We start from the raw sequence: 26,456 nt of genomic DNA on the forward strand, positions 1-26,456 counted from the left end.
GGCGCGGACCTTTAGAGTCTATCCGGCAAAAGGTTCGACAGGTTGTAACGAGGTGAGGCGTCTGGCCATGATGCCGATGAAGGCGAGGTAAACAAAGGCTTCGTGATGGCGCGGGTTCTTCTCGTGATCCCGTGTGAGTCGGCGTTGCTTCACCAGCCAGCCAAAGCTGCGCTCGATGACCCAGCGGCGCGGCAGCACCACGAAGCCCTTCTGGTCTTCGAGCTTCTTGATGATCCCCAAGGCAAAACTCGCTCCGTGACCGAAGAGTTGTCCCATGCTCTGCACGAAGGTCTCCAGCTTCCCGGCATAGCCACCATCGGCAAAGATCATCAGCAGGCTCAGGAAGCCATGGCAAAACATGCACAACAGCAGCTTTGCGCCGTCACGATCTTGCACGTCGGCGGGCGTGACCACCACGCCCAGCAGCAGGCCGTTGGTGTCGGTGAGCGCGTGGCGCTTGCGTCCCTTGATCTTCTTGCCCGCGTCGTAACCGCAGCCACAGCCGGTAGCTGCCCGCCTTTGACGCTTTGGCTGTCGATGACAGCGGCGCTGGGCATGGCGTTTTTTTAGCATCAGGCGTGTCTGGGTGCGCAGGGCGTCGTTGAGCTTGGGCCACAAGCCCTGCTCGGTCCATTTACTCAAGGCGTCGTGAGCGGTGCTGCGGGGCGCGAGGTTCTTGGGGATCATCGACCACTGAGAGCCCGTTTTGAGCACATAGCGGATGGTGTCCAGACAGATTCGGGCGGAGTCGGGAGCTCGCAGCCTGCCTCGACAACGCTTCGCGCCAGCCGGGTAGATGATAGGCTTGATGAGTTCCCATTCCGCATCGCTGAGATCAGAATCGTAACCGGCTGGTTGATAGGGCTTGGCTGGCATCGCCCAACTTCCACTTTCAGCTTTTACTGGCTACAACTTTTTGCCGGATAGGCTCTTAGTGTCATGAGCCACCTCGGCACGATGATCTTCGCCCAGCTCGCCCACGCCCTGAGCCTCAACGACATCTGCGACTGGCTGCGGCTCAAGACCCGCGCCATCGCCGCCTTTGGCCTCACCCCGCCCTCGCGCAACAACCTCTCCCACGCCAACAAGGAGCGCGACGCTCGCTTCACCGAGCCTGGTCTTCTGGCGCACGCTCGAACATCTGCATCATTGCGATGCGAGCTTTGCTCTCAGCGGCCCGGCCGCAGTTCACGCGCTCCGCTTCACCGTTTCAAAGTGAGGATTCACGCGGTTGACTCCACTGTGATGGAACTGGTGGCCAACTGCATGGGCTGGGCCAGGCACCGCCGCCGCAAGGCCGCCGCCAAGATGCACCTGCGCCTGAGCTTGAACAGCTTCCTGCCCACCTTCGCCATCGTGGGCAGCGCCGGCGAGCATGACAACAAGCGCGCCCGTGAGCTTTGCGCCGGATTGAAAGAGGGCGAAGTGGTCGTCTTTGACAAGGCGTATGTGGACTTCGCCCACCTGCATGATCTCGATTTGCGCGGCGTGCAGTGGGTCACCCGCGCCAAGGACAACCTCCGCTACCGCGCCCTTCGCAACCTGCCGGTGGTCAAAGGCAGCGGCATTGTGAAGGATCAGATCGTCAAGCTCACCGGGACGAAGTGGAAGTCGCTCTCCGGTTGGACCGTGCGGCGGGTCGAGGCATGGGTGGAGGTCGATGGCGAGAAGCGCCTGATGGTCTTCATCACCAACAACACCCATTGGAGTCCTCGCAGCGTCTGCGACCTCTACCGCGCCCGCTGGGACATTGAGGTGTTCTTCAAACAGGTGAAGCAAACACTCAAGCTCGGCGACTTTTTTGGGGCACAACGCCAACGCGATCCGCTGGCAGGTGTGGACAGCGCTGCTGGTGTATGTGCTGCTGCGCTTCGCCGCACACATGAGCCAGTGGGGCCACAGCTTCACGCGGCTCTTTGCTGTGGCCCGCGCGTCGATGTGGGAACGGCTCGATCTGCTTGGCGTTTTACAAAGCTATGGGACAGCAGGTGGCAGTTTCAAAATACTGGGCAGTCCGCATACCTCGTGGTTGCCAGGGTTTGAGCCTGCGGGCACGCAATCTCATGGGACAGCACCCGCGTGATATGCCTGCATAACCGCGCTTTAGGCCGTAAAAACTCAACTCGCCCTGCTCCGCTTTTAAGCCGCCCTCCCTTCGCAAACCACTCGCTTGCCCGTCAGTTTCCGAGGGCTATGGGATGGCTGTGGTCTAAAACAGAAAACCAGCCCTGAGGGGGCTGGCGGAGAACCTAGCTCAATCGAGAGCCAGATAGACTTTGGTCTCGTTTTTCTGGAAGTCTGTTTGAACCCAGAAATGCCTACCATTGATCGCCCTGTAACGGGAAACCACATCGGCATGTTCGTGGAGAGATTGAAGATTCAGAAGATGGACCTGCGGGTCCGCTACTCCCCAGTCTCCTGCTTGATGGGATTGAAGTGCCTGACCAAGATCATGATCGGTCAGATTCTTCATTACTTGCAAACTGAGGAAGACTTCACCCAACGGGACGACGGGGTTCCGGATGGTCGGTGGATCGAATGTGATCATGATTTTCAGTGAAGGGGCTTTGCTCCGCTGTTTACCATGGTGCCCGCTCATCTGTCCAACTTGCCCACACATCAGCCTCCCAGCACCCTCCGCAGGAACGCAGCAAGCGGACGCTCCGGTTTGAGGTCTTTGAACTCCAGCAGGTTCAAACCCGATGACGCGGTGAACGCAGCAATCTGACGATGCACAATGGCCTGCACGAGGTTCTGAAAAAGCCCGCGTGTGTCGTCGCGGAAGAACGTGCCCGGTCGAAGATAGAGTTCATAGATGATGCCGAAGACTGGCAATCGCAGGAGCAGATCATCAAGACGATTCCAGCCCATCGCGATGAGATTACGGCAGAGGACCGAAGCAGCGAGGACGTTGAGGGCGAAGATCGCAATGCCCCACCACAAACCCAGAAGCTGCCAGTAAGCCATGAAAATGCCGCCGAGGAACACAATCGCAATAACTGCCTCCCACCAGCGCAGTGTGCATGGAATCTCAGTTGTGCGAGTGCTGAAAAAGAAAGAGGTGCCCCACGGCGCGGCGCACACGAGATAAGCAAACCGGTCACGGCGGATGCGCAGATATTCGCGATTGGCGGAGAGAAGGCCGCCTTCTCGGAAGAACACGCGAGTCACTTCAATGTCAGGCAGCTTGCGCTCGGCAATCTCATTCTCAATGGCCTTGTAGAGGTCACCGGGGGAGATGGAGAAGTTCTCCAGGTAGGTCGCTTGGTGATCGATCACCTGCGGCCTTCGATGTCTCCAGATTCCGAACATGGCTAGCGAGCCGCCCCTCCCAAGCGATCTGGCTCAATGAAGGTCTGCCTGACGATCCGCAGCCCTTCAGGCTCTTGATGAATTTCTATTTCCCATCCTGCCTTCGCTATCTTCGGCGCGAACCCTGCTTTCCGGTAGGTGCGCACGGTGCGGTAGGTGACGGAGAATTTGCCCCCGCCGAGGCTGGTTACCCGGATCGGTTCGAGTGCCACCTCGGTAACGCTGTCCGATTGCGACCAGCTATTGCGGAGCATATCCAGGTATTTGTCCCTGTTTATGGTGTGGCCCTCAAACTCAAACGTGTCAGCGTATCCGCGCGATGTGGCGGTGAGTTCTTTGCGGCTGTAGCTCTCATGCAGCCCAATAACAAATTCCTTCACATCAGCCGCTCCGATGGTGGGAAGGCGCTTCTGAGTCGGTGCGGCGGCGGGCTCTGTTTTCGGTGCTACAGCCGGCATTGCAGCAGACGTATTCGGAGAGCTGTCCTTTGGGTTTGGTGCTGCGGGTTGAACTGCTGGAGGTGTGACCACTGTGGGCGTTGGAGCAGGGTTCGGAGCGCTGCGCTGGTCCGCTGGCTTTGGCACCACTAAGGTGCTGGGAATAGGCTTCGGCAGCGGGGGAAGTTCGCGAGATGGTGACGGCAGCGATACCGGCACATCAGCCCGCCGGGGAATAGATTGGTTATTATCTGCTTTCGTGAGGACAGCCCACCAACTGGGTGAAACCGAGAATTCTCTTCCGTCTTGAATCGCAGAAAGTGAGATCAGCACATCACCCTCCCGAATCGGTTGAAGCTCATTTTCAATCCAGACCGAGCAGGTCTTGCCGCTGGCCGCAGTGAAGCGGGCATAGCCTCTAATGTTTGTCGGATCTCCAGCAACGGTCTTGCCGTTGAGGGGATTCACAATCGGCGCTGCAACTACGGCGCGAATGGCTCGTTTGGCGAGTGCGGCACTGACGGCATCCCCTGTTGGAAAATCTTCTGTCGCCTCGCCAATAAACCGTAGCGTGGGCGCGGCTCGGAGGTCCATGTAAAGCACTCGAAGACGCGCTTCTTCGGAGAGAAAAAGGATGCTCCCGTCGCGGTTGGCAAATGCGTCACCAGAACGGGCCAAGTCCGCTATCAGCACTTGCTCATACGCTGTCTCAAAATCTTGAGCAGCCACGGAGGTTTTTGGGCCGTCGAATCGTATCTCATAGCCAACTTTACCGTTGGGGCGAAGCGTTTGCCTTCTCAATACAGTCGTGCGTTCAGCTTCGGTTAGCTTCGCCCACGCTTCGTTCTCGCTGGCGGACTTCAGCCTTAATGTTGCTAGAGAAAGCATCTGTGTTTCTCCGCTTCGGAGTGTCACCACGACATCCTCTTCCTTCCACCATGCAAGACCTGCCACCGTGTCTGTGGCAACCTTCGGAATTGGCAGTTGAACCATCTTGCCGGCCACCGGTTCGCACACCCAGAACAATCCCGTATTGGCGGCCAGGAAGATGATACGGCGGTCGTCGGGCGACCACGCCAGCGCGCTTATCCCGCCTTGCGTCTGAATCGCGTAGTCAGGACCGGGGTCGTAGAGATGCCGAACGGCCAAATGGTAGTCGTCACCGTTATGTGTCACGAACGCGAGACGGCGCTCGTCACGGGAGAGAACGCGAACGGATTTGTGGTCGGCATTGCGGATCACCTCCTGACTCACGACGCTACGTTTCCATGCGTGTGAATCATCGAATCCAGGAGGCTTCTCATAACGGGGCTTGGGAGGTTCGGAAACTACTACCGGCGCGGGTCCAGGCGGGATCACGACAGGAGGCTTTTCCGTGAACTTGCCCGCAGCGTAAACAACCGGCCAGACGAACACGGCGACGGCGGGCAGAACAGCGCTGAGGACAAGAGCCATTCTTCCTTCGCGCATACCGGCGCGTTGGGCAGTGCTGGCCCCGATAGTGGCAAAGAGCGCACTCGGAAGCAATCCCAGTCCAAAGAATGGGGCCACCACTGCCAGTGGTATGTCACTGGCAGTGTAAGCCGCAAAACAGGCCACGAAAGCCGTTAGAAAGCCCGCAATGGAGGCTTGTGACCACATTGCACCGTGCGCCTCATCCTGGCCCCTTTTGAGCCGCACAACGCCCACCACCCATCCCGCAGCAAACGCGGTGGTGAACAAGGGAGGAAACAGCTTGCTGGGGAAGGAGGGAAGAAATCGCCCACACAACGAATCGGGTAACGAGGCGCAAATGGCGGCTATTCCGAAAAGACAACCCATCAGGCCCAGCCAAGTAGCGGAGCCATCCGATTGAGAATATGCCGGTCTTGCGGGCATTGGTGGGAGAGAGCTTGATACAGCAACACGCCTACATGAAATAGGCGCGGCCCGTCAATCTCAAACGAGCTGAGACTAAGCGCTCACCAAGCCATTTCCAACTGTTCTGCTACGGAGCGGGCGCTGAGCCTCGCGGTGCTATCGCCATGAACAAGGGCAGCCAGGTTGTCGGCATTCACATTAGCCAATTCCTTCGGCTCCAGCTTGTGCAGACCACCGCCATAGACGCGGCCTCCGAGCACGAGGGTTTCCAGGGGGATGTCGTTGAGGATGCGCCAGACCTCAGCTTTGAGGGCGGGCTTGGCGTCGAGGGCAGATTGCAGCTCGGGCTTTGCGTAGAGCAAGAGGTAAGTGTTTGCTGCGATGGCGGATGAGTTGTTCTGAATGAAGCGGAAGGGGCGGCCTGACTTCGTGTTGGTGCGGCCGATGTAGGTGCAGAAAAACTGCGGTGCCTTGCGCTGCTCCTGGCTATACCAGGGCGTTCGGCGGCTGCACAGGTAACGGTCTCGGTAGCCGTTTTGCGCACCTTCGTCGATGTAGTCGGCGAGAGTGGGGAAGCGGCTGCGCACCTCCGCCTCCGGCAGCGAGCAGTCGAGCACGAACAAGCTGCGGTCGAGCAGCGGCACACCGTCATCGTCAGACTCGATGACTTCCTGTTGAAGCCAGCGCGGGCCAGGAATAATGGGGCGGAAGAACTGGCGGGGGAGCTGGCGGCGGTCGATCTCGTCGGAGGGCAGCACAAAGAACTCATTGCCGCCGGTGGCGATACCGCGCTTGATGGCAAAGAAATCGGACAAGACGTGGCGCGAGTGCTCCTGCCGACCGTTGACGGGAAAGCGTGTCCATTTGGCTTCCCCCATAAGCTGCGCGGCGGGGAGGCTCTTGCGCATGCGCGGCTCGGTCAAGGTGCCGCCGAAGGTGAACTCGACGCTGTGCTGCGGCGAAGGGCGTTCCTTCTTCAGAACGACGATGGCCGATGATACCAGCGCGTCCTCGAACTGCACCTCATCGGGATCGAAGCGATGAATGCGTAGCAGCGTCACGTCGCGCAGCAGGTAGCGCTTCAGCTCCGAGCCGTAGTTCACGTCCATGAACTCCGAGGGGATGAGCCACACGCCGATGCCGCCCTCGCGCATCCAGGCGTGGGCGGCGGCCAAGAAGTAGCAGTAGAGGCCGGACAAGCCGCTGAGCTTCACCCCGGCGCGTAGCGCAGCCATGTGCTGTAGTTCGGGCTTCCGCTCCGCCTCGATGTGATGGTGCCGGATGTAGGGCGGATTGGAGATGAGCAAATTGAAGCGCTCGCGCTCGGTTGGCGGCGGCGTGGTGAGGTAGTCCCGCTGGTGCAGCGCGAGTGGGGTGCCGCTCCAGAGTCGCGCGGCTTCGTCGCCATAGTGGGGATCAATCTCGAAGCCCTCGGCGGCTTCGATGCGCTTGCTGGGCACTTGGTCTAGCAGCGCGGAGTAGAATGAACCCGTGCCAAAGCCTGGCTCCAGGAAGCGAACGCGCTCGCCCTGCGGCAGCATCGCCAACGCCGTTCGCATCACCTCGCCTGCGAGCGCTGACGGCGTGCCGAACTGCCCCATGCGGTTGCGCTCCGCCTGCGACCGCTCGGCGTCGAGCTTCGAGAGCAAATCGAGGCGTTTCTGTTCCAGCGTCGTCATGGGTGAAGCGTTAGGCTACAGACCGAACTGTGACAAGTCGTCGATGCGGTGTTCCCACACCCAATCAATCCCCTCAGCCGCCTCGTAGCCAAGGTAGCCGCTGTCGAAGTAGCCGCACAGAAACAGCGCGAACCGCACCTGTTTCCCGTAAGTGCCGCGAAGCTGTGCCATCTTTTGCGCTTCCTCCTTGCGGCGCTTGTTCACGTTGGTGAAATCGCCCGCCGACTTCGCTTCGATCAATAGCGGCAGCTCCTTCGCTTTCGCCGACTTCGGCATGATGACCGCATCAATCGGGATGTTCACTGTCTTCGCACTTCCTTCCTGCTTCACCGGCACGTTCATGCGGAAGCTATAGGTTCCTGGCGGCATCTCGTCGAACTTCGTCCCCTGACCGGCTTCCAGCTTTTTGTACCCCCGCGCCTCCAGCCATTTGCCGATCAACTCAAGCTGCCGTCGTTCCTGCGCGTTGCGCACAATGGGATCAGCAACCGCGCCACAAAGGCGATCCGCCACCACCGTCGCCGCGCGGTGGACTTCTTCGGCGGTCGCGGCGCTTTTGCGGTCGAGCCACACGAAGATGTCCGGGTCCGCCATCTTGCGGATGATGGTGGAGATCTTTGCGAGGTCTGACGCCGACGCCTCGGCACCGAAGCGCACTGGCATTTTCCCTTCTTCCATTCGCAGCACGAGGTTCTTCGACACACCTGCCAGACCGACCAATCGATCCCGAGCCAAAGGTGGGCAAGTCGCCATCCGCAGCATCGGCAGCACACCAGGATTCGCCGCCAACGTCTCCGGCTTGATGTCCGTCAGGTTCGCCGTCGTCTTGAGGGCGTCCTCGACCTGCTTCGTCGTCCGCACCCGGGCCTCGCGGAACGTGACTGGCGCAAACTGCATGAACCAGTTGTTGTAGAGGTCCACCGACAGCGCAATGTCGGCCTTCCAGCGGTCGGGTTGAGCACGGTTGATGGGTGACTGTTTCATCGTATGATTCTGTGTCGGCAATCAACGGTTGGCTATGAGATTGTATTCTGTTTGGGAAACTTCTGCCACTTGGGTCATGGGTTGTTGCTAGTTCGTTCCGTAGGGCATAATCTGGAACTGCGACATACCCATATTCGCATTTTCTCCATGTTCCTCAGCGACAACGAAACCAACACGGACCTGCTCTACTACGAGCCAATCGCAGGGAGCATCATCGCTTTGGTGCGGAGCGATCAACAAAAGCCAATCTCGATAGGCATACATGGTGACTGGGGCGCTGGGAAATCGAGCCTCCTTGCGATGATCGAAGACGGAATGAAAGACGACGAGAACGTCGTGTGCCTGCGATTCAATGGCTGGCTGTTCCAGGGGTTTGACGATGCTAAGACGGTCTTTCTTGAAAGTATCGTGGAGGGGCTTGAAAAAGCACGTCCATTCACTGGTGATGCGAAGGCCGGGGTCAGCAAGGTGTTCAAGTCTCTATACCGGCGGCTCGATTGGTTCAAGATTGCGAAGAAGACGGGGGGCTTGTTGGCGAGTGTTGGCACCGGATTGCCAATCGGCTCGGCTATCGAGTTTCTTGCTGATCGCGTCAAGGGGGCCATCACATCGCCAGGCACTGAGATCACGGCGGAAGGCGTTACGGCTGCGCTTGATTCGGCGGGCGAGTGTCTGAAGGATGAGAAGTCCGGCGCGAGCTTGCCCAAGCAAATGCATGAGTTCAGGGAAGAGCTTGAGCATCTGATCGTGTCGGCCAAGATAACCCGGCTCGTCGTGTTGATCGACGATCTTGATCGTTGTCTGCCCGAGACTGCGATTGAAACGCTTGAGGCGGCAAAGCTGTTCCTTTCGCTGCCACGAGTGGCGATTGTGATTGCCGCAGACGAGGGCATGATCGAATACGCTGTGAAGCGCCATTTCCCAGATTTGCCGCTCGGTGCTGGTGGTGTCAGTTACGCTCGCAACTACTTGGAGAAGCTTATCCAGGTGCCCTTTCGCATTCCAGCGATGGGTCTTGCAGAGACTCAACTCTACCTCGCGTTGCTGCTGGTTGAGGCCGCCCAATCCGAGAAGAAAGGGACCGAGGAAGGATACTTCGAAAGTATGCGGGAGATGGCCAGGGAGGTTCTTCGAAAACCCTGGGAACGTGAGCCGTTCGACTCAAAGGAACTTCGACGGAAATTCGGCGCGACTATTCCGCCAATGGTGCAAGAAGCAATCGATCTGAGTCAGCAGATTGCCGTGTCCCTGACCGATGGAACCAAAGGCAACCCGCGACAAATCAAGCGGTTCCTGAATACATTCCTGCTCAGGCTTGAGGTTGCGCAAATTCGCGGGTTTGGGTCCGAGATCGTGCGTCCCGTCTTGGCGAAGATCATGTTGGCAGAGAGATTCTGGCCCGCAGGTGGCTACGACCAACTGGTTCAAGCGGTGGTTGCTTGTCGTGACGGGAAGTCTGACGCTATCAAGCAGCTCGAGAGTGAGCCCGAAAAGGGAGATGCTGACGGGAAGGAAGCGTGGGTAACTCTCCCCGCCGTTAAGCAATGGGCAGTGACCGGTCCCAAACTGGCAACAATCGACTTGCGGCCTTACATGATGTTGACCCGAGATCGAAGACTCCAATTCTCTGTGACGGGGGGTGATCTGGATGAATTGGTTGCGAGTCTTGCTTCGACTACATCTCCGGCTGTCGTCGGTCAGTTTACGGAGAAGCTGAGACAGCTCAAAGCTGATGATGCTCAGGCCGTCTTTGATGCCATTGCTTCAAAGATCCGCGCCAGCGATGACTACAAAACCATGCCAAAAGGCGTCTTGGCTTTGGGTATTCTCGCGAAGCTCCACGTCCCGCTGCAACGAATGCTGGTTGCTTTTGCCCGTGATCTGCCTGTTGATCGAATTGGGCCTTGGGTTGCAGGCGAGTCTAGAGTCTAAATGGGAATCTGCTTTCACCGAGACTGCCGCCATTCAAGACTGGTCTTCGCTCAAACAAACCTGGGGGACGCAAACGCAGAATCGCGTGTTGGCGAGAACTGTGGCAGGTGTCGCAAATCTCACGAAGCCAAAGCACTGACTCTGATTTATGGGCACTTCGAACTCATTTGGCGGGCCAAAATCATCCACGCCGTTGATTCCTTCCTGGCTACCCGATACCGAACCCATTGAGACAGCCCCAACAGAAACGCCACAGCAGGAGCCTTCTGAATCGCCAACACCCGACAACAAGAAGCCGCTCCCTCCCATTCCTCCCGCCCCAACGGACAATCGATTCACAGCCGCTCGGGCCAACTTCACGCGCTTCGCCAACACAGGCGACCAACGTAGCCTTCAACGGTCCCTGGGACATTATGTGCGGTCGAGCGGCAAGGGTGCGTCTGGGTCGGTGCGGCGCATGGGATCATCTGCTGCTACTGCGTCAAAGCTCGCCTCTTTCGTCGGCGCTGTGCAATCTTCGGGCACTCAGGAGGCTTTGGCTCAAGTCCACTTGGGTGACTGCGTCGGGCATACCGCGTCAGAAGTGCTTCCCAGATTGATGGATGTTGTCTGTCCGGCTGGTGGCGGGCTAGACGAGTCAATTGCGCGGCAGGCGTTTACCGAAGCGGTGATCGATCTCTGCCAACACTCGGACATCTTGATTGAGGAGCTTTCATCAGAAATGTGGAATGATCTCCTTCTCGACTTCATCGCCCGCTCCATCGAGATCAGGGTGATCAATGACATCGGCAATCGTGTGGTAGCTGGTCCGAAGACCTTAGGTGGTGTCGAGGCCGCCGAGGCCGCGCTGCATAACTTCATCATTGCTGGCGTGAGACAATCGACGGGAGAAAATCTGGCCAAACTTGGCTCTCTAACATCCGTGGCGACAAGTGCTGCCGTGCAGTCAGTCTATGCAGGAGCCTTCGGTCTTTGGGAACAATTCGCTGACGAATAGAACCATGAAACGCCACAGCATTGTATGTCGTCTTGGAGATGAAGACCGCGCGGAAGTGGGCGTTGTCGAAAAGGATTCGACAATCACCTCCATCAACTTCCTCCGTGGTGACGGTGCCTTCAGATTCGGAATCGGCAATGTTCTCGACACTCTCGAACACCTCGGCATCGCACCTCACGAGTCAGCGATTGATTTGGCCATTCTTGGCGCGCTTGTTTTTTGCTCTGACACCCGCGTCTCCCGCACTGAACACTCGCAGGACGGTTGGACTCGGGAGTTCGATTTGTATTTGCCCGTAATTGACCCAATTGCGTGGAGCGCGGCAGAAGGTGCTTTGGTGAAGGGACTTAACTTTTTGACTGGTGACCGTTGGCGCGTCTATTTCCGTCCTCGGCCCAAAAGCTCACCAACTCTAGCCAAGCCGGTTCAGGGACAGTTCCACGGCCTCAGTTGTGCGTGCCTCTTCTCGGGCGGACTCGATAGCTTCATTGGAGCGATTGATCTGCTAAAGCATGGAGAGCAGCCTTTGTTGATTAGCCACCACGCTGACGGCATCACCAGCACTCACCAAGACATCTGCCGTCGGTGGCTAAAGGAACGATATGGCGACTCATCGTGGAAGGCCATTGATGCCTATGTAAGCTTTTCGTCAGACGCGATTGATGAAGGCGGGCAGGAGAACACGCAGAGATCGCGGTCGTTTCTCTTTTTCTCGCTGGGGGTTCTTGGTGCCAGTTCACTTGGCAAGCCCACGACACTCTATGTCCCTGAGAATGGACTGATCGCTATCAATGCGCCGCTTGATCCGCTCAGAGTGGGAGCACTCAGCACTCGCACAACACACCCCTACTTCATGCGCAGATTCGAAAATGTGATCTCTGCGCTCGGAATCCGAGTTGTGTTGAACAACCCATACCGGCATCAAACTAAAGGAGAGATGGCAAGCGGGTGCAAAGACCGCACTTTCCTCAAGGAAAAACTCAAGGACACAATGTCGTGCTCATCACCAACCAAAGGTCGGTGGAAGAAGCAACCAAACGGGCACTGTGGTTACTGTGTGCCCTGTATCATTAGGCGGGCATCCGTGGGGGCCGCATTCGGTGAAGATGCCACATACTATGGAGTTAAGGATTTGGGTGTCGTCGCGACTGACTCTGGCAAGGCAAACGGCAAAAACATTCGATCTTTTTTGCTGTCCATTCGTCGGCTGAAAGCGAACCCCAGCTTGGCGAAAATTATGATCCATGCGTCTGGGCCGCTCTCTGAGTTCGCTGATGAATGGGAGGACTACGCTGCAATGTATGCGCGGGGAATGGCCGAGGTGGATGCTCTTCTAAATCCAGGAGGACGATCCAAAGCATGAATCCGAGCAGCATAGACTTTCATTGTCATCTGGACCTCTACCCTGATCACATTAGGGCGTTCAAGAATTGTGAGGAACAGGGGGTGAATATGCTCGCTGTCACAACTACCCCGCTAGCGTGGCCGCATAACCAGGAGCTTGCGGCAAAATCAGCTTTCATCCGCGTTGGACTGGGACTGCACCCCCAGGTGGTGGGTGACCGAGAGGAAGAGATCGAGCGATTCGAGGAGCTAGCTCAAGAGGCACGGTTCATTGGCGAGGTTGGACTGGATGAAGGCCCGCGATTCTACCGCTCGCTAGACGCGCAGCGCCGAGTGTTTGAGCGCGTGTTGCGAGCCTGCTCAGCGTATGGCCCCAAAGTGCTCTCAATTCATGCCGTGCGAACCGTTCCTGAGGTGCTCAAGATGCTGAAGGAGTGGTTGCCGATTTCAAAAGGACTCCCCATTCTTCACTGGTTCTCGGGAACACCTGCCGAAGTGGCCCGTGCGGTCGATGGTGGCTGTTGGTTTTCAATCAACCCGTCTATGGCTGCGAGCGCGAATGGCCTGAAGATCATCGACGCCATCCCCATTGAGCGGATGCTCACGGAATCGGACGGGCCGTTCGCCAAAGACGCCAAAGGAGCCCCACTTCAACCGGGATGTGTCGATGGCGCAGTCGAGATCATTGCCCGTCGCAAGAATCTCACAGAGGATATGGTTCGAGTGCAACTCCTCACGAACTTGGAGCAAGTGGATCGGTTCGTCGGCCACATCGGTTCATACGTTCGGCAATCTCTTGTATCAGAATCGCACTAGCACCTCGATGAGTGAATCAAATAGCCAGACAATTGATGACATCTTGAAACTTGGTCAGGAGTGCCTTGGGCGTGTTCCAGTAACCGTTCTCGGCAGTGGTGCTTCACTGGCTCATGGCGTCGGTGGCATGGGGGACTTGCAAACGCATCTGCTCAAAACTGTCGCCCCAGAAGCTAACGAGGCCACTATTTGGGACAGTTTTAAGAGTGCTCTCGCTGACACGAGCGATCTGGAGAAAGCACTTCATCAAGTTCAATTGCCGGAGCCTTTGGAGCGAAGGGTCGTTGCCGCAACGCGTGAAATGGTCATCGAAGGCGACAGAGAACTTTTAGCCCAACTCGTGCAAGGGAAGGTGCACCTACCTCACGCACGTCTGTTTCGTCATCTGCTCAGTTCAACCCACACGAGACTGTCCGTGGTGACGACGAATTATGACCGTCTTGCGGAGTATGCGGCTGTTGCTGGCGCAATAAATCATTCCACAGGTTTTGCAGGGGCTTATGTGCGTTCGTTTGAATCAGGGCGACTTACTTCGCCGGTTCCTCAAGGCACCCGGCAGGTGGACATCCTGAAAGTCCACGGTTCGCTGGATTGGTTCATGGACGATAGCGAAAACAGTTTTTCTCTGCCCGATGATCTTAACGCTCCGGCAACGCACAAGCCTTTGATGGTCACTCCGGGCACCGGTAAATATCTAGCAACCCACATGGAGCCTTTCAGATCAATCATCGCCTGCTCCGATAGCGCATTTGCGAGTGCGAGGTCTATTTTCTGCGTCGGATATGGGTTCAGGGACATGCACATCCAGCCAAAGCTCACAAAGCGCGTAACTAACGAGCGAGTTCCTGTTGTGGTGTTAGCTAGGACGTTGACGCCAGAGGCGCGTGCGTTCCTGAAGCTGTGCAAACACTCAACCGTTTTGGGACTGGAGCAGTCAGGTGATGGCTCCACTGCATACACAAGCGCCGTGCCCGACGGCATTAAACTTGATCGCCCCATCTGGCGATTCGACGAGTTTTTGCGATCAACGATCGGAGATTAACCACCAAACAAAAATCACATGGGACTGTTCAACTACCAAGACGAAGAAGCGCTCGGCCACGTTAAAGCGGTGGATACCTCGACCGTCATCGTGTCGGTAGAGAATCTGGAACTACTGCGCAAACTCCAGGTAAACCGGTTGGTCGTGTTGCATAGTTCGAAGGCGGGTCAGTATCTCGTTGGCATTGTCCAAAAAATCACGCGTGACACTACGGTCGAGAAAATCCTGGCTGACAGCGAAGGCGAAGAAACCACTGCAAAGACGACGGAGCAGAACTTGGTTCGGATCACACTCATAGGCACGTTCTGCGACAAGCTCGGCAGCCGGGAGAACGTCTTCCGCCGCACGCTTGAAACGGTGCCAGAGATTGATGCGAGATGCTTCGCGATTGAGGGCGAGCGACTGACCACCTTCATGAAAGCTGTCTCCTTTCAGGGGCGCAGCGATGCCGCACGTCTCAGCCTAGGGCATTACACTTTGGATGAAGCCGCCGAAGCCTATCTGGATGCGAACCGCTTTTTCCAACGCCATGCGGTGATCGTGGGGAGCACTGGATCGGGCAAGTCATGGACGACGGCACGGCTCATGGAGCAGGTCGCTCTCTTGCCGAATGCGAACGCTGTGCTCTTCGATATTCACGGTGAATACAGCACCATTACCGGCGATGGCATTCGCCATCTGCGGATTGCAGGTCCTGGTGATTTGAATGTGAGTAATGGCCTCGACCAAGGTGTCCTTTTCTTTCCTTACTGGTTACTCGGCTACGATGATATGACCACTATGCTCGTTGACCGCAGCGATAACAATGCCCCTAACCAAGCGATGGTGCTCGCGAGAACGGTGGTGGATGCCAAGCGCGCATTCCTTGAGGTGGGTGGACACTCTGACGTGCTTGCCAACTTCACGGTGGACAGTCCTGTTCCTTATGACTTGCAGCACGTGCTTGCTGAGCTTCAGCGGCTCGACAAGGAAATGGTGCAGGGTTCGAGAGGCGATAAGCAGGGCGATTTCCATGGCAAGCTGAGTCGCTTCATTGCTCGCTTAGAGAACAAACTGGGTGATCGACGGCTCGGATTCATGATGGCGGCTCCGGCTGAGGCGGGCCAATTCGATTGGCTTTCCAAACTTTCTAAGATGCTAATGAACGGCTCCAAAGATCAAGCTGCTGGCAAGGGTGGTGTGAAGATCATTGATTGCTCTGAGGTGCCCTCCGACATCCTCCCACTTATTTATCCAGGAAAACCCCCAGCTTTGCTGGGGGACTCCCAGAGTTTGACAGTTCCGGGAGTCCCCGGATGGCTGGTGATGTGTGACCGCTCAAAGTGACACAAAACCAAGCAATCCAATGGAACAACAAAGTCTAAATCATACGAAATGGGAATGTAAATATCATGTGGTCTTTATCCCGAAATGTCGGCGCAAAGTGCTCTACAAAGAGCTGCGTCCATATTTGGGTGCGGTATTCAGATCGCTTACGGAGCAGAAAGAATGCCGCGTGGAGGAAGGCCATCTGATGCCGGATCATGTGCATATGCTGCTGAGCGTACCGCCGAAGTATGCGGTGTCGCAGGTGGTAGGCTACATCAAGGGCAAGAGCGCGATACATCTGGCACGGACATATGGCGGACGACGACGAAACTTCGTGGGGCAACACTTTTGGGCGAGGGGCTACTTCGTCTCAACGGTGGGTCGAGATGAAGCGGCGGTGCGAGCGTACATTCAAAACCAGGAGCAGGAGGATAAGCGTCTCGAACAACTAGAGATGTTCAACGGGTCCTAGCCGCCTACTGGCGGCCCCAAGCACAGAACAACCCGCTTTGAGCGGTTAACATATTACAAGCCCCCGGCTTTGCCGGGGGTATCTGACTGTGGCCCGGATTGCTAGCCTCATTTTTTCAGTGCAGCAATGGATGCCAAAGGAGAAGCGCCATCCCATCTCGCTCGTTTGTGACGAAGCCCACCTCTATATCCCTGATGCTTGCGAGGGCGGTAGTGTGGGGGCTGCTGCTCTCAGGCACTTCGAGCGGATCGCCAAAGAGGGACGCAAGTATGGCGTTGGCCTTGTTGTGGTAAGCCAGCGTCCATCCGAGGTGAATCGGACGGTGCTCAGCCAATGCAACAACTTCGTGGCTCTGAGATTGACTAACGCCGAGGACCAGAACGTTGTGCGCCGAATGTTGCCTGACAGCTTGGGCGGTTTCGCAGAACTCCTTCCGGTGCTCGATACAGGTGAAGCTCTTGTGGTAGGAGATGCCAGTCTGCTCCCGAGTCGCATCCGCATCTCTACCCCTAACGCTCATCCGAACAGCGGCACGGTGGATTTTTGGGATGAATGGGCAAAGGACACTTCGCGTGACAATGTTTCAGATGCTGTCACAGCTTGGCGAAAGCAGAGCATGTCGTAAGACGCAAGTTTCGTCTCAGATCGATGTGGCTACTTGGTTAGCACCTCAAACTCTTCCATTAGACTCGCCACCTCTTTGGCCGGGTCGGTCTTCAAAGCCTTGAAGAGTTCAAATGCCTCCACAAGGTCCACTCGGCGTTCGCCTAGCTCGATCCTCGCAACCATGCCATGCTCACGGCCAAGGGCTTTGGCGAGATCACGCTGGGTCATGCCAGCTTTCTCCCGCAGCGACCGGATACGGTCGCAGAAGGTCTTGGAGAGTTTGCTGTGCACAGATTTTTTCACGCTGGCAAAATCCCAGCAGAAGCGCTTGCTTCCAAAATGAGAGCAATTATGCTGTGCCCAAACCCAAGACAGCCATGACCTTCCTTCGCAAACTCGGCCCTCAGAACCCGCAGCGCGGCCCCAGAGAGTGCCTTGCCCTCTCGGAGTGCCCAGACATCCTCGAGCTAGCCGACGGTGATTTCGCCATTATCGGGGAACCCATCACGCCTGCGGCCAAGCCTTACCTGCCCGCTGGTGTGGGCTGTGGGCCACACGAGGTCATCGTTCGGATTCCCCGGAGAGTGTTGGTCGATGCCAAGCGCGATATTCCTGACGGTGTGTAGAACATCATAGAGCCGCTAGAGAGGCTTGGTATAATCTGGCGCATGGAGGTCGCGCGCTGGCTTGTCCACCACGGTGAATCGCTGTTAGAGAGCATCGGTATCATTGGCGGCCTGATCTTCACTGGGATCGGGCTGCACCGCGACTCGAAGGCACGACGCATTGAGAACATGATCAGCCTGACGCAACAGCATCGGGATATTTGGTCGCGAGTGATGGATGCGCCTGAACTGGCAGGAGTGCAGGAAGCTGGGCGCGACCTCGTCAAGGAGCCTCCAACTGATCGGGAGCGGCTTTTCATGCGCTCGCTCATTCTTCATCTGAGCACGGTTTACCGAGCGGTGAAGATGGACGAATTGCTCAAACCCCACGGCATGGAGAGGAATGTCTGCGTGTTCTTTAGCGCGCCACTGCCGCTGAGAGTTTGGACCGAAATACGTGAGTTTCAAGACCCTGATTTCGTGGTGTTTGTGGAGAAGCAGTTAAGATAAGTAAAGCCGCCACGTCGTGCGTGGCGGTTGTGGTTTGTCGGTCAATACTCCTCCGGCAACAGCACCGTTGTGGCGCTGCGGTCGGACTCGGTGATGATCCAGAACTTGGCATCGTTCTGCCCTCGATAGACTGAGAACAAGCGAGCTCCGGTTTGCAGCGATTCGTCGTTGGTTTGCTTGTCTTCGGGGCACACATCACCCCAATCGCCAAATTGATGGCGGGTAATGGCTCGGGCGATGTCTTCGTGGGACAGCACGGCCAATGCGCCTGGGGTCGAGTAGAGATTCCCGAGAGGGAACAGGGGTGCTCTTGAGCTCATAGTTGGTGGTCGTTGAAGGTGGCGGCGATGGCATCAAGGTCGTCGTCCAGCATTTCCTCGATGGCGTGCTTGATGGCGGTGCGGCCTTCATTGGCCCTGGCATCATCGGGACATCCGGGGCATCGAATGAGATGCATAACGGTGGGACCGAACTGGTATCCGGCTTCCTGGAAGGCGGCGCGGTAGCGTGGGGATAGCCGCTCTTTGCGGGGCAGCCGCCCCCACTCATACGCTTCGTCCTCGGGCAGGACGGTCTCATAGATGGCGTCTTGGTAGAGGTGCCAGCTATCCCACGGCTCGCCGCAGGTGGAGCAATAAACGTCCATGGTTTCAGTGGGTGCGAAGCAGGGCTTCGAGTTCGTGCTTCTCCAGGTGTTCCGGCTGGTGCCGATACTCGCCGATGTCCACGGTGCGGACTGTGCCGTAGCGCGACAATCGAGCCGCTGAATCTGAGGCTCCGTGTCGTCCAGCGTCGTCAGCATCGAACAACAAGGTGATCTGGCCTTTGCCTGGTGCATCGCGAAGCAATGCCTCCTGTCGCTGCGAGAGCGATGAGCCAAGCAACGCGACGGTGCGCGGGTAACCCATCTGCACGAGGCGAAGGCAATCGAAGACACCTTCGACAATGATCAACTGGTGATCGCTCGGCTCTTTCAAGGCGCGGTCGAGGTTGAATACTTCGAGCCTCTTCTTGAAACCCTTGGGCAGCTTGTATTTCGGCTTGTCCTCAGGTGGATCGCCAGGCCAACGTCCAATGTAGGCCACGATCTTGCCCTCGCGATTCCGAATTGGAATGGCGACGTATCCCCGCAGACATCCCTTGGTGCAAAAGCCGATACCGTAGCTCTGCGCCATCGCCTGCGTGATGCCGCGCGAGCCGGGATACGGATGGTCTTGCTTCAACGACTTCAGCTCAAATGAGAGAGGCGGGTTGTCGCCCGCCTCATCGTCATCATCGCCGGTGCTCGCCGCCGGGGCTTGCGTTGGCGACGGCGGGGAAGTGGGTGGCGATGATGAGTGAGGTCGTGGCAACGGACTCGCAGATTCAGCAACGATGCCGCCTGCCTTCTCCGGCATAAACCACTCTTGCAGAAGCAGAGCGGCATCACGGAACGACACCTTCTCGCGCAGCGATACGAAGTCGATGACGTTGCCGCCGCGACCGCAAGAACCGAAGCAGTTCCAACAGTTCTTCGACACAGACACTCGGAACTGCGTGGGATTGGTGCCCTGATGCAACGGGCAAGGGCCGGAGAGCCGATCCGCGCTGCGTTTGAGGACACGAGGGAGGTCGTATCGCTCCAGCACTTGCATGATGGAGACACGGGACTTCACCTCCTTGAAGTCCACAAAGGCATTGGAGGGTGGGGAATGAAGGGTGCTCATATTGTGAAGGAACGCCTGGATTTGGAGTTGGAACAAAAAGAGCCACGGCCAGCCGTTCGCGGCTGGTGTGGCTTCCTCGTGGGCTATTCTACCATGGCTCTACGCGATCACGAAGGATGTCCCCCAACCGCGTGCGGCCAGAGCCTCAATCACTGCGGCTTGCGGAAGACGTTCCTGCTCAATCCTGAGATTGGACTCGCAACACTCTCGGTAGGCATCGGCTTCATCGGGTGAAAGATGCAATGGCTTGGGTGATCGCTTCCCTGTGCCTTCGCTGCCCAAAATGCTCCACACTTTCAAGGTCTGAACATCCATGAACATAGTCTTTGCCTCAGGCGCATGCGAACGGATAGACGAAAGAGCCTCGAATCCCTCGGCGTCTAGGTCGCCCCAATAGATCACATCACAATCAGGAAGCCAAGGGAGGCGTCGGAACAGCACGACGCCATCACCAAGCCCGCCGAGCACTATGGAGCGGCTCATCATGGGAAGGGTCAGAGCATTGACCTTGTTCTCAACGATGAAAACCCTCAGGTCAGAGGCGGGGAGTGTGGCCAAGGTGTCGATGGGGAGCGACAGCTCGTCAAAGGGCAACCCCAGCTCCGACATCAATCGGTGATCAAGTAGGCGAATGAACAGATGCGGCTGCACACAACGCAGTCCGTATCGTCGCTCAAACTGCATTTCAGATGCGTCAATCGACGTTGGGTCCAACACCAGATCCAACATCTCTCGCAATACTGTTTGGTTCCACTCCATGAACTTCGTGGGAACTGGAAGGGGCAACTCGCGAGCGAACATACCCGGTTTTGGATGGGCCTTGAAGTATTTCATCACGGACACAAGACCCTCCGCGCTATCTGCGAGTTCGGTGAGTTTCGCAGTGTGAGATGCTATCCAGCGAGTTAGTTCAGGGAATTCCGCTCGGAGAGTGAGGACGGCTTTGGAGAACCTCGCAAAATCTTCTCGCTTGCCATTGAGCCAGAGAAAGTCCGCTTCGGACTCAACGATGACACGCTGTGGAAAAGCGTTTCGCCCATGGCTCCGGGAGGCGCGTTCGACCCATTCCACAGAGTATCCTTTACCGGTGACCGCCTTTGACTGATCGCGCAGCAATTGGATGGATGCAATTGATCCAGATGGATCATCGACATTCAATGTCTTGCTGCCCCGAATGACGCAGGGAAAGAATGACTCCCCGACCAGCCAGGCTTTCACGTAGGCGGGGTAGAGGTTGATCGCTTTCTTGCGGATGTCGTCCGGTGAGATCATGGGTCAGCTTCAGGCGCTGAGGTGGCGAGTTCCCTGAACTCCTCGGCGCTCATGCTGAATACTTCAGATAGATTGGTCCGGTCATCCTTGAGCACATGAAGGTAACAACCAACATAGGGCTCGGTGATGCGAGCCTTTGCATCGAGGGGCGCAACGATCAGCAACTGCAATCCGAACTTCTTGAATAGCTCCAGTGCGTGCTCTGAATACTGATCATCGACTTTTGAGAACATCTCATCGACGACGACAAAGTGAAACCTATCACTGATGGGCTGTCTCGGATCAATGTCATACTGGTATGCGATGGCCGCGACCAGGATAGTGAAAGCGAGCTTCGCCTTCTCTCCGCCAGACTTGCCCCCACTGTCGCTGTAGCTTTCGCGTTCGGCTCCCGTGTCAGCATCAATCTCACGCGCCACGAAATCGAACCAACGACGAACATCAGTCACCTTCTCGGTCCATCGCGGTTCATCCCGCAGTCTGGCGATGAGCTTGGCAATGCGGAGATAGCGCGCCTCATCCGCTTCCAGAGTTCCCTCGAAGCTCCCCGACAAGCACTCCTTGATGTCACGCTGAAAATCATGAATCTCGACATCCCTCATCTGCCGGGCCTCAAGACTGATCCAAGTGCCACGACGATACTCCAGCTCACGGAGTGATTCGTTGAGAATGTCTATCTTGGAGACGATGTCGCCCTGTTCGGACTGAAGTGCGCCGTTCAGAAGACCGATCTCGTGCGTGACCTTCTCGTTGAGTCGCTCCTTAAAGCGTTGCTCCTGCTGGGGCAGGCCTTCGCGTTCTATGGATTCGCGGAGAGCAAGGTAGCTGTCGAGGTAGTCAGGCGTCGGCATCAGCTCATGCTTCATGTCCTTGAACTCGCTGACAAAGGCGGACATCGCCGTGATCAGGGCGTTACGAAGCGGGGCAATCTCATTTTCATGCTGTGCGATGGCGTCTCCATAGATGCGCCTCAGGCTGTTCTCATGATCGAAGAGAGTATCGGCAGTGAGCGTATCGCCGAGTTCCGCTTCGATGTCAGCGAACACCAAGGCCATTGCTTGTAGCCGCCCCTCGGTCTCCAGTTGATCCAGTTTTCTTCTCGCCGTTCTAAGCAGGGTTTCCGCTCCCTGGATTTGTTTCTCGAGGTCTTTCGATGCCGTCAATGCCTCATTGCGATCTCGGTCCGTTGCTTCCTTTCGAGCTTCTGCCTCAACAAGCCTCCGCTTGAGGCCCTGGACCACATCATTCTTGTCTTCGAGCGAACGCTTTTCTTGTTCAAGCTTCGTGATCTCCTCCTCATGTGGGACAAAGTCGATGTCGGCGAAACTGCTGAACCTCAGAGCGGCTTCAGATGCCTCACAGCGGTTTCTCGCTTCATCAATCATCCGACGCTTGTCTCCGATGAGGCGCTCACGCTTGTCTATCTCTTGCCCGAGGCGTAGCAACTCGCCCTGCAACGCCTGACGCTTCTCTGCGTTGTCCCATCCAAGCACGAAGTTGCGGCGTGAAACTGCCTGGCTGCGATCATTCTTCTCATGCCTTATCTGCCCCGTCCTGAAATGACGCTCCCGGGTCATAGCGAGCCCATGAGCCTGTCGAAACTCGTCCATTGTTGAGCAGCAGCGATAGTCGAAGCGTTCGTTCAACTCTGCCTTCAACCATGGGAGCAAACGGTGTCCCTCGCGGAAATGAAGCTTTCGGAGCATCGAATCCTGGTGTGGGGACGCGAGTTGAGGAGATCGCTTCTCATCTTTCACGTGGAGATAGACCAATCGCTGGCCCTGCCCAGTTGCGTCTCTGATCTGGGTCCGGTTGATGTAGTCGCTGACCTGCCGGTAAAGCCCAGTGGGGACGAGGAGACTCAAACCCAGCCCACGCAGCACCAGCTCAATGGAGGATTCCCACTCGGATTCCTCCTGCTTCACAGCCATCAACTCGGCGGCAAATGGCAGATCGTTAGGCGAAAGACGAAGGTCCTCGCAGAGGCGATGCCTCAGATAGACGTGGCTTTCTGGCAGGTTTGTTCGCCGGTTCTTCAAAGCCTCCAACTCCCCTTCATCTGCCTTGTATTGCGTTCGGTCACTGTGTTGCTTGACGCCAAGCTCGGTGGCCTCGTCCTCAAGGCGTTTCAGGTCAACACCTGCCCTGTCTTTGACCGCTCTAAGCTCAACGCGTGTCGCTTCGAACTGACTGGCATCGCTTATGAGCCGATGAAGTCCGGCCCGGTTAAGCGTTGCTGAGTAGTTTGTTGCCGCAGTTCGCTTGTTGTTAGCCTGAAGCCGCTGATTCTCGATAAGAAGCGGGATTTGTTTCAATCGTTCGCCTCCCGCCTGCTCGATCGCATTCTTCAGTTGCCGAACCGACTCCTCGGCGGTCTTGAGATCACCGGTGAGCTGATCGAAGCGCTCTTTGGCCCGCCCAAATTCCTCGCGGTGTGATACCAACCTTGGCTCCAGTAGCTCCACTGTCTGACTGCGAAAAAATGCGTCCAACGCATCGTGCCGTTGGCTAACGGATCGATGATTCTGCTCCATCGCCCGGTAGGACTGGCCACGCTCTTTGACGGGGCCAAGCAGTCGATGCTGATTTCGCACTTCGACCAGCTTGCCGTGCGCCTCACTGAGGAGGGTGAAGTGTTGAAGGAGGGCGTCGATCTTCTCGCGCCAGGGCTTCTGTTCAAGCATGTGCTGACGGATGAACCCATTCAGACTTTCGATGTCCTTTACCGCGACCGTCTGATTGAAGATGTCGATGGCCTTGGACTTGAAGTGTAGCGCCTTCTGTAGCCTGGACTGATACTCTGTATAGCTCTTGGTCGCTACGAAGCCGCGCTTCTGCATCTGCTCCCGCAACCGCTCCATGCTCGTGATGCCCGACAAGTCACCGACGATGGATGCCTCACCAGCGCGGAAGCAGAACACCTTGTCCGACGACCCCTCGGCGTTGACATGGAGCACCTGGGCAACGCTGAAAACAGCGCCAGTAGAGGCGTTCTTGAAGACCGCGAGCAATGCAGAATAGTGTGATGACTGAGGTCGAAGAAACTTCACAGCGGCTCCGCGCACGCCTTCATCATCACCTTCGCGAGTTTGCCTGCCGCAAGCTCCTTTGATGTAGGTCTTTTCATCGCGCTCCCGTTTTCCTGCCCCTGCCGCAACGTTGTAGTTGCGGATCTGATTCGGCACGATCAGCGTCAGCAAGGAATCGACGAGAGTGGATTTACCTGATCCATTCCGCCCGACCAAGAGCGTAGTGCTGCCCCGTGGTTCCACGATATGAACCTGCCCGTCGGTGCTATCGAATGTGCCCCAATTGAACACCTCCAGTCGGTGCAGCCGGTAGCCAGGAGGCTCGTGCGGTGGGCTGGAGGAATACTCATCCATCGTCGCGGCTACGTGTGTTGTCCCTGCCCGGTCCACTGCCAAGATAGGATTTCAGTTGAGTGAGCAGGTTCTCCAATTCCTGAGCCGGAAGCCGTGCCTTGATGATGCGGCGAACCTCCCAGCTCTCAGGCTCGTCCGCATACTTTTTGATGAAGCCAAGGTCGTCCTCCGCTTTTCGAAGCAACGCTGTGAACTCTTTTTGCTGTTTGACCTCGTCATTGCTCGGTTTCTGGAATCCACGCCAGTCGTCAAACAACGCCGCTGTTTCTACAACACATCGCTCGTCATGCAGTTCCTCGTCCTCAAAGCGGCGGAGGCTTTCCCGCAGCAGCACGCAAAGGATGGTGAGCGGGTAGCCAAGGCTCTTTCGAGGAATGAGCACCGGCAGCATTTCATAACCCGGCGGGCGGGAATCATCGTCTCCCAGTTGCCGCAAATACGCGAAGCCGTCCGGCTCATCAACGACGAGAGTGAGTCCCAGCCGGGCAAAGTAGTTCTCAAGCCGAGTCTGATGCGACAGCAAGGGTGCCCAGACTTTCTCTTCTTCGCTATACACGACGCCTTGGAGCAACCTCACCGCAGCTAGGCTTGACTCATGAAATTCTGGAAGGGCATCGGCCGACATAAGTGGTCAAACTTTGGTGAATAGCACGAATGGAACTTCCAGTAGGCGAGAAGGAGCGTCTGGACGCGAGCCCGGTAGAACGATCATCTCGGTTGATTCAGGTTGAATAATGTGTCCGTCATCACGGGCAATCTGGACATAACCAAGCACCTCGATCACACCGGCCCTCACGGGGTGATTGGCAATCACATCGCTGAGGCGCGCGCTGCCTGAACGTTGCACCAGGGTCTTCACACGAGACCGCATTTCTTTCCAGTCTAAGCCATACAGTTTTGCGTAGTCGGCGAATGCCTGTCGGCGGCGGTCTTCATTGACTGCGTGAGCGGACAATGCGGGTGCATCGAATCGCGACGGCTGAGTCCAAAAGGTCCGCGAGAACGCCGAGTAGATGGCCGGAACCTCATCGACGCGCAACTCTACTTCTTCACCCTGAGGCGGCATAGCCGCGCACTGAGCTGCCAGACCACGGATCTCGCGAAGCACCTCCGCCACCCGCTGACGCTCACGCGCTGCGCGCTGATCCAACAAGCGCCTCAGAGTAGCAGACAACCGTTGGGTGGTTCGCATCACGATCTCTGCCTCGGCTAGCAGGAGAGGCACCATTCGGCGAACTACGTCCATTCCATCTCGCATCTCGTCCAGCTCGCGAAGCTTCCGTAACTCCTCGATGACCACACGGAGTCTCTCTTGCTGTGCAGGCTGCAAAATGAATCGCAAAAACTCATGAAAGCTCACCCCCTGGTCCTCTTGCTTGAGCCGGTCTTCCTCGTCCAAAGCGAAGCCTAGAAGCGTGCCTCGCGATTCCCTGGGGTCAGTCTGACGACGCTGAACTTGACGAGTAATCTCGCGGAACTTTTCCTCCACACCCCGGAAATCGCCGAGCAATTGCTTCAGCATGCTCAACGCAGTTGCGAAGCCTTCCTTGATCATCGCCGCCGGTCGCTGTGGCATGTCGTCTTCAGACTCAAGGCGAGAAATCTGGTCATCAATCTCAGCCCTCTGTTGCCGGAGCTGGTTCAGCCGTGCTTGACGGTCCTCGCTGGCGCTCATGACCAGATCGGAGAGGGTTTGAATCACCAACTTCAATCTCGACTCAGTGCCAATGAACCCGACATCCTGCTCCAAAGCGCGATCAAGGAACGCGATGACCGCCTCGCTGTGAGGGGTGAGCTGAAAAACCGGCTCATCCTTTCCGACCGCAACCAAGCGCCTCAGCCATCGCTTATCATCCGCACACCATTCGGCCAAGTAGCGTTCTGGCTTGTCGGGCAGGATTTGGTTATCTTCCTCACTCTCGCGCACATCTTCAACAAAGCGTCCCAAAGCCACGGCCAACTCTGACAGCGGCACCTGAACATTCCCGGACTCCTTAAAACAGCGATGCAGAAATGCGATCACGTAGGGAGCATTCGGCGACCTCAGCATTGAGACGGCTGGGGATGTCTTGAAAAACACATGTAGTTGCTCAAGTCGCACGCTCCACTTTGAAGCTCGAAGCGCGAGTGTCCAGGCAGAAACTTGCTTCGTCGCCAATTGAGGGAGGAATGACCTCCGAAGCCTTCCAAT

At 56.9% G+C, this 26,456-nt stretch carries 25 protein-coding genes; 11 read left to right on the forward strand and 14 right to left on the reverse strand.

Annotation, left to right across the window (positions count from 1 at the left end; genetic code table 11):
* Nucleotides 1–18: 18 nt before the first annotated feature.
* On the reverse strand, nt 19–876 hold the full coding sequence (locus tag IPK32_09575; protein ID MBK8092203.1) for an IS5 family transposase: 858 nt from the start codon (nt 874–876) through the stop codon (nt 19–21).
* Between the two features lie 63 nt (nt 877–939).
* Here IPK32_09575 and IPK32_09580 point away from each other — a divergent pair, with 63 nt between their 5' ends.
* Nucleotides 940–2,043 carry an IS4 family transposase gene (locus tag IPK32_09580; GenBank protein MBK8092204.1) on the forward strand — a complete coding sequence of 368 codons (1,104 nt, stop codon included), beginning with the start codon at nt 940–942 and terminating at the stop codon, nt 2,041–2,043.
* A 211-nt stretch (nt 2,044–2,254) separates the two neighbouring features.
* Here IPK32_09580 and IPK32_09585 read toward each other — a convergent pair whose 3' ends face one another.
* The 5 genes from IPK32_09585 to IPK32_09605 all read right to left on the reverse strand — a co-directional run bounded on the left by IPK32_09585 (nt 2,255) and on the right by IPK32_09605 (nt 8,272).
* Nucleotides 2,255–2,548: a hypothetical protein gene (locus IPK32_09585; protein ID MBK8092205.1), complete on the reverse strand. Its 294-nt coding sequence runs from the start codon at nt 2,546–2,548 to the stop codon at nt 2,255–2,257.
* 71 nt (nt 2,549–2,619) lie between these two features.
* Nucleotides 2,620–3,279 (reverse strand): hypothetical protein, encoded by a 660-nt coding sequence (locus IPK32_09590; GenBank protein MBK8092206.1) that lies wholly within the window; start codon nt 3,277–3,279, stop codon nt 2,620–2,622.
* 35 nt (nt 3,280–3,314) lie between these two features.
* The gene (locus IPK32_09595) at nt 3,315–5,471 is read right to left on the reverse strand and encodes a hypothetical protein (GenBank protein MBK8092207.1); all 2,157 of its coding nucleotides are present in this window, start codon (nt 5,469–5,471) and stop codon (nt 3,315–3,317) included.
* 239 nt (nt 5,472–5,710) lie between these two features.
* Nucleotides 5,711–7,288: an Eco57I restriction-modification methylase domain-containing protein gene (locus IPK32_09600; protein MBK8092208.1), complete on the reverse strand. Its 1,578-nt coding sequence runs from the start codon at nt 7,286–7,288 to the stop codon at nt 5,711–5,713.
* 15 nt (nt 7,289–7,303) lie between these two features.
* Nucleotides 7,304–8,272: a XamI family restriction endonuclease gene (locus IPK32_09605; protein ID MBK8092209.1), complete on the reverse strand. Its 969-nt coding sequence runs from the start codon at nt 8,270–8,272 to the stop codon at nt 7,304–7,306.
* A 147-nt stretch (nt 8,273–8,419) separates the two neighbouring features.
* Between IPK32_09605 and IPK32_09610 the strand changes: the two genes are divergently transcribed.
* The 8 genes from IPK32_09610 to IPK32_09645 all read left to right on the forward strand — a co-directional run bounded on the left by IPK32_09610 (nt 8,420) and on the right by IPK32_09645 (nt 16,808).
* A complete protein-coding gene (locus IPK32_09610) occupies nt 8,420–10,204 on the forward strand; it encodes an NTPase KAP (GenBank protein MBK8092210.1) in 1,785 nt (594 codons plus the stop codon).
* A 148-nt stretch (nt 10,205–10,352) separates the two neighbouring features.
* Nucleotides 10,353–11,201 (forward strand): hypothetical protein, encoded by an 849-nt coding sequence (locus IPK32_09615; GenBank protein MBK8092211.1) that lies wholly within the window; start codon nt 10,353–10,355, stop codon nt 11,199–11,201.
* A gap of 4 nt (nt 11,202–11,205) precedes the next feature.
* The gene (locus IPK32_09620; protein ID MBK8092212.1) at nt 11,206–12,564 is read left to right on the forward strand and encodes a hypothetical protein; all 1,359 of its coding nucleotides are present in this window, start codon (nt 11,206–11,208) and stop codon (nt 12,562–12,564) included.
* Nucleotides 12,561–13,361 carry a TatD family hydrolase gene (locus tag IPK32_09625; protein ID MBK8092213.1) on the forward strand — a complete coding sequence of 267 codons (801 nt, stop codon included), beginning with the start codon at nt 12,561–12,563 and terminating at the stop codon, nt 13,359–13,361. The genes IPK32_09620 and IPK32_09625 overlap by 4 nt, the downstream gene beginning before the upstream one ends.
* A gap of 7 nt (nt 13,362–13,368) precedes the next feature.
* Nucleotides 13,369–14,403 (forward strand): SIR2 family protein, encoded by a 1,035-nt coding sequence (locus IPK32_09630; protein MBK8092214.1) that lies wholly within the window; start codon nt 13,369–13,371, stop codon nt 14,401–14,403.
* Nucleotides 14,404–14,421: 18 nt separating this feature from the next.
* The gene (locus IPK32_09635) at nt 14,422–15,729 is read left to right on the forward strand and encodes an ATP-binding protein (protein MBK8092215.1); all 1,308 of its coding nucleotides are present in this window, start codon (nt 14,422–14,424) and stop codon (nt 15,727–15,729) included.
* Nucleotides 15,730–15,748: 19 nt separating this feature from the next.
* On the forward strand, nt 15,749–16,183 hold the full coding sequence (gene tnpA / locus IPK32_09640) for an IS200/IS605 family transposase (protein MBK8092216.1): 435 nt from the start codon (nt 15,749–15,751) through the stop codon (nt 16,181–16,183).
* A 130-nt stretch (nt 16,184–16,313) separates the two neighbouring features.
* On the forward strand, nt 16,314–16,808 hold the full coding sequence (locus IPK32_09645; GenBank protein ID MBK8092217.1) for an ATP-binding protein: 495 nt from the start codon (nt 16,314–16,316) through the stop codon (nt 16,806–16,808).
* Nucleotides 16,809–16,837: 29 nt separating this feature from the next.
* Here the strand turns inward: IPK32_09645 and IPK32_09650 are convergent, their stop codons facing one another.
* Nucleotides 16,838–17,017 carry a helix-turn-helix transcriptional regulator gene (locus IPK32_09650; GenBank protein ID MBK8092218.1) on the reverse strand — a complete coding sequence of 60 codons (180 nt, stop codon included), beginning with the start codon at nt 17,015–17,017 and terminating at the stop codon, nt 16,838–16,840.
* A gap of 149 nt (nt 17,018–17,166) precedes the next feature.
* Between IPK32_09650 and IPK32_09655 the strand changes: the two genes are divergently transcribed.
* Together IPK32_09655 and IPK32_09660 are read left to right on the forward strand one after the other, a co-directional pair.
* Complete coding sequence (locus tag IPK32_09655; protein ID MBK8092219.1) at nt 17,167–17,415, forward strand: hypothetical protein; 249 nt, start codon at nt 17,167–17,169, stop codon at nt 17,413–17,415.
* Nucleotides 17,416–17,457: 42 nt separating this feature from the next.
* Entirely contained in the window at nt 17,458–17,904 is a 447-nt protein-coding gene (locus IPK32_09660; GenBank protein MBK8092220.1) for a hypothetical protein, read from the forward strand.
* A 41-nt stretch (nt 17,905–17,945) separates the two neighbouring features.
* Here the strand turns inward: IPK32_09660 and IPK32_09665 are convergent, their stop codons facing one another.
* From IPK32_09665 to IPK32_09695, 7 genes are all read right to left on the reverse strand, one after another.
* Nucleotides 17,946–18,224 carry a hypothetical protein gene (locus tag IPK32_09665; GenBank protein ID MBK8092221.1) on the reverse strand — a complete coding sequence of 93 codons (279 nt, stop codon included), beginning with the start codon at nt 18,222–18,224 and terminating at the stop codon, nt 17,946–17,948.
* Nucleotides 18,221–18,550 carry a hypothetical protein gene (locus IPK32_09670; protein ID MBK8092222.1) on the reverse strand — a complete coding sequence of 110 codons (330 nt, stop codon included), beginning with the start codon at nt 18,548–18,550 and terminating at the stop codon, nt 18,221–18,223. The genes IPK32_09665 and IPK32_09670 overlap by 4 nt, the downstream gene beginning before the upstream one ends.
* Before the next feature lie 4 nt (nt 18,551–18,554).
* Entirely contained in the window at nt 18,555–19,610 is a 1,056-nt protein-coding gene (locus tag IPK32_09675) for a toprim domain-containing protein (protein MBK8092223.1), read from the reverse strand.
* A 99-nt stretch (nt 19,611–19,709) separates the two neighbouring features.
* Nucleotides 19,710–20,882, reverse strand: coding sequence for a hypothetical protein (locus IPK32_09680; GenBank protein ID MBK8092224.1), 1,173 nt, complete (start codon nt 20,880–20,882; stop codon nt 19,710–19,712).
* Entirely contained in the window at nt 20,879–24,265 is a 3,387-nt protein-coding gene (locus tag IPK32_09685) for a hypothetical protein (protein ID MBK8092225.1), read from the reverse strand. The genes IPK32_09680 and IPK32_09685 overlap by 4 nt, the downstream gene beginning before the upstream one ends.
* Nucleotides 24,258–24,890 carry a DUF4194 domain-containing protein gene (locus tag IPK32_09690; GenBank protein MBK8092226.1) on the reverse strand — a complete coding sequence of 211 codons (633 nt, stop codon included), beginning with the start codon at nt 24,888–24,890 and terminating at the stop codon, nt 24,258–24,260. Before IPK32_09690 ends, IPK32_09685 begins: the two co-directional genes overlap by 8 nt.
* A 6-nt stretch (nt 24,891–24,896) precedes the next feature.
* Nucleotides 24,897–26,345 carry a DUF3375 domain-containing protein gene (locus tag IPK32_09695; GenBank protein ID MBK8092227.1) on the reverse strand — a complete coding sequence of 483 codons (1,449 nt, stop codon included), beginning with the start codon at nt 26,343–26,345 and terminating at the stop codon, nt 24,897–24,899.
* Nucleotides 26,346–26,456 lie beyond the last annotated feature (111 nt).

This window comes from Verrucomicrobiaceae bacterium (assembly GCA_016713035.1).
In the GTDB taxonomy this organism is placed as follows: Bacteria; Verrucomicrobiota; Verrucomicrobiia; order Verrucomicrobiales; family Verrucomicrobiaceae; genus Prosthecobacter.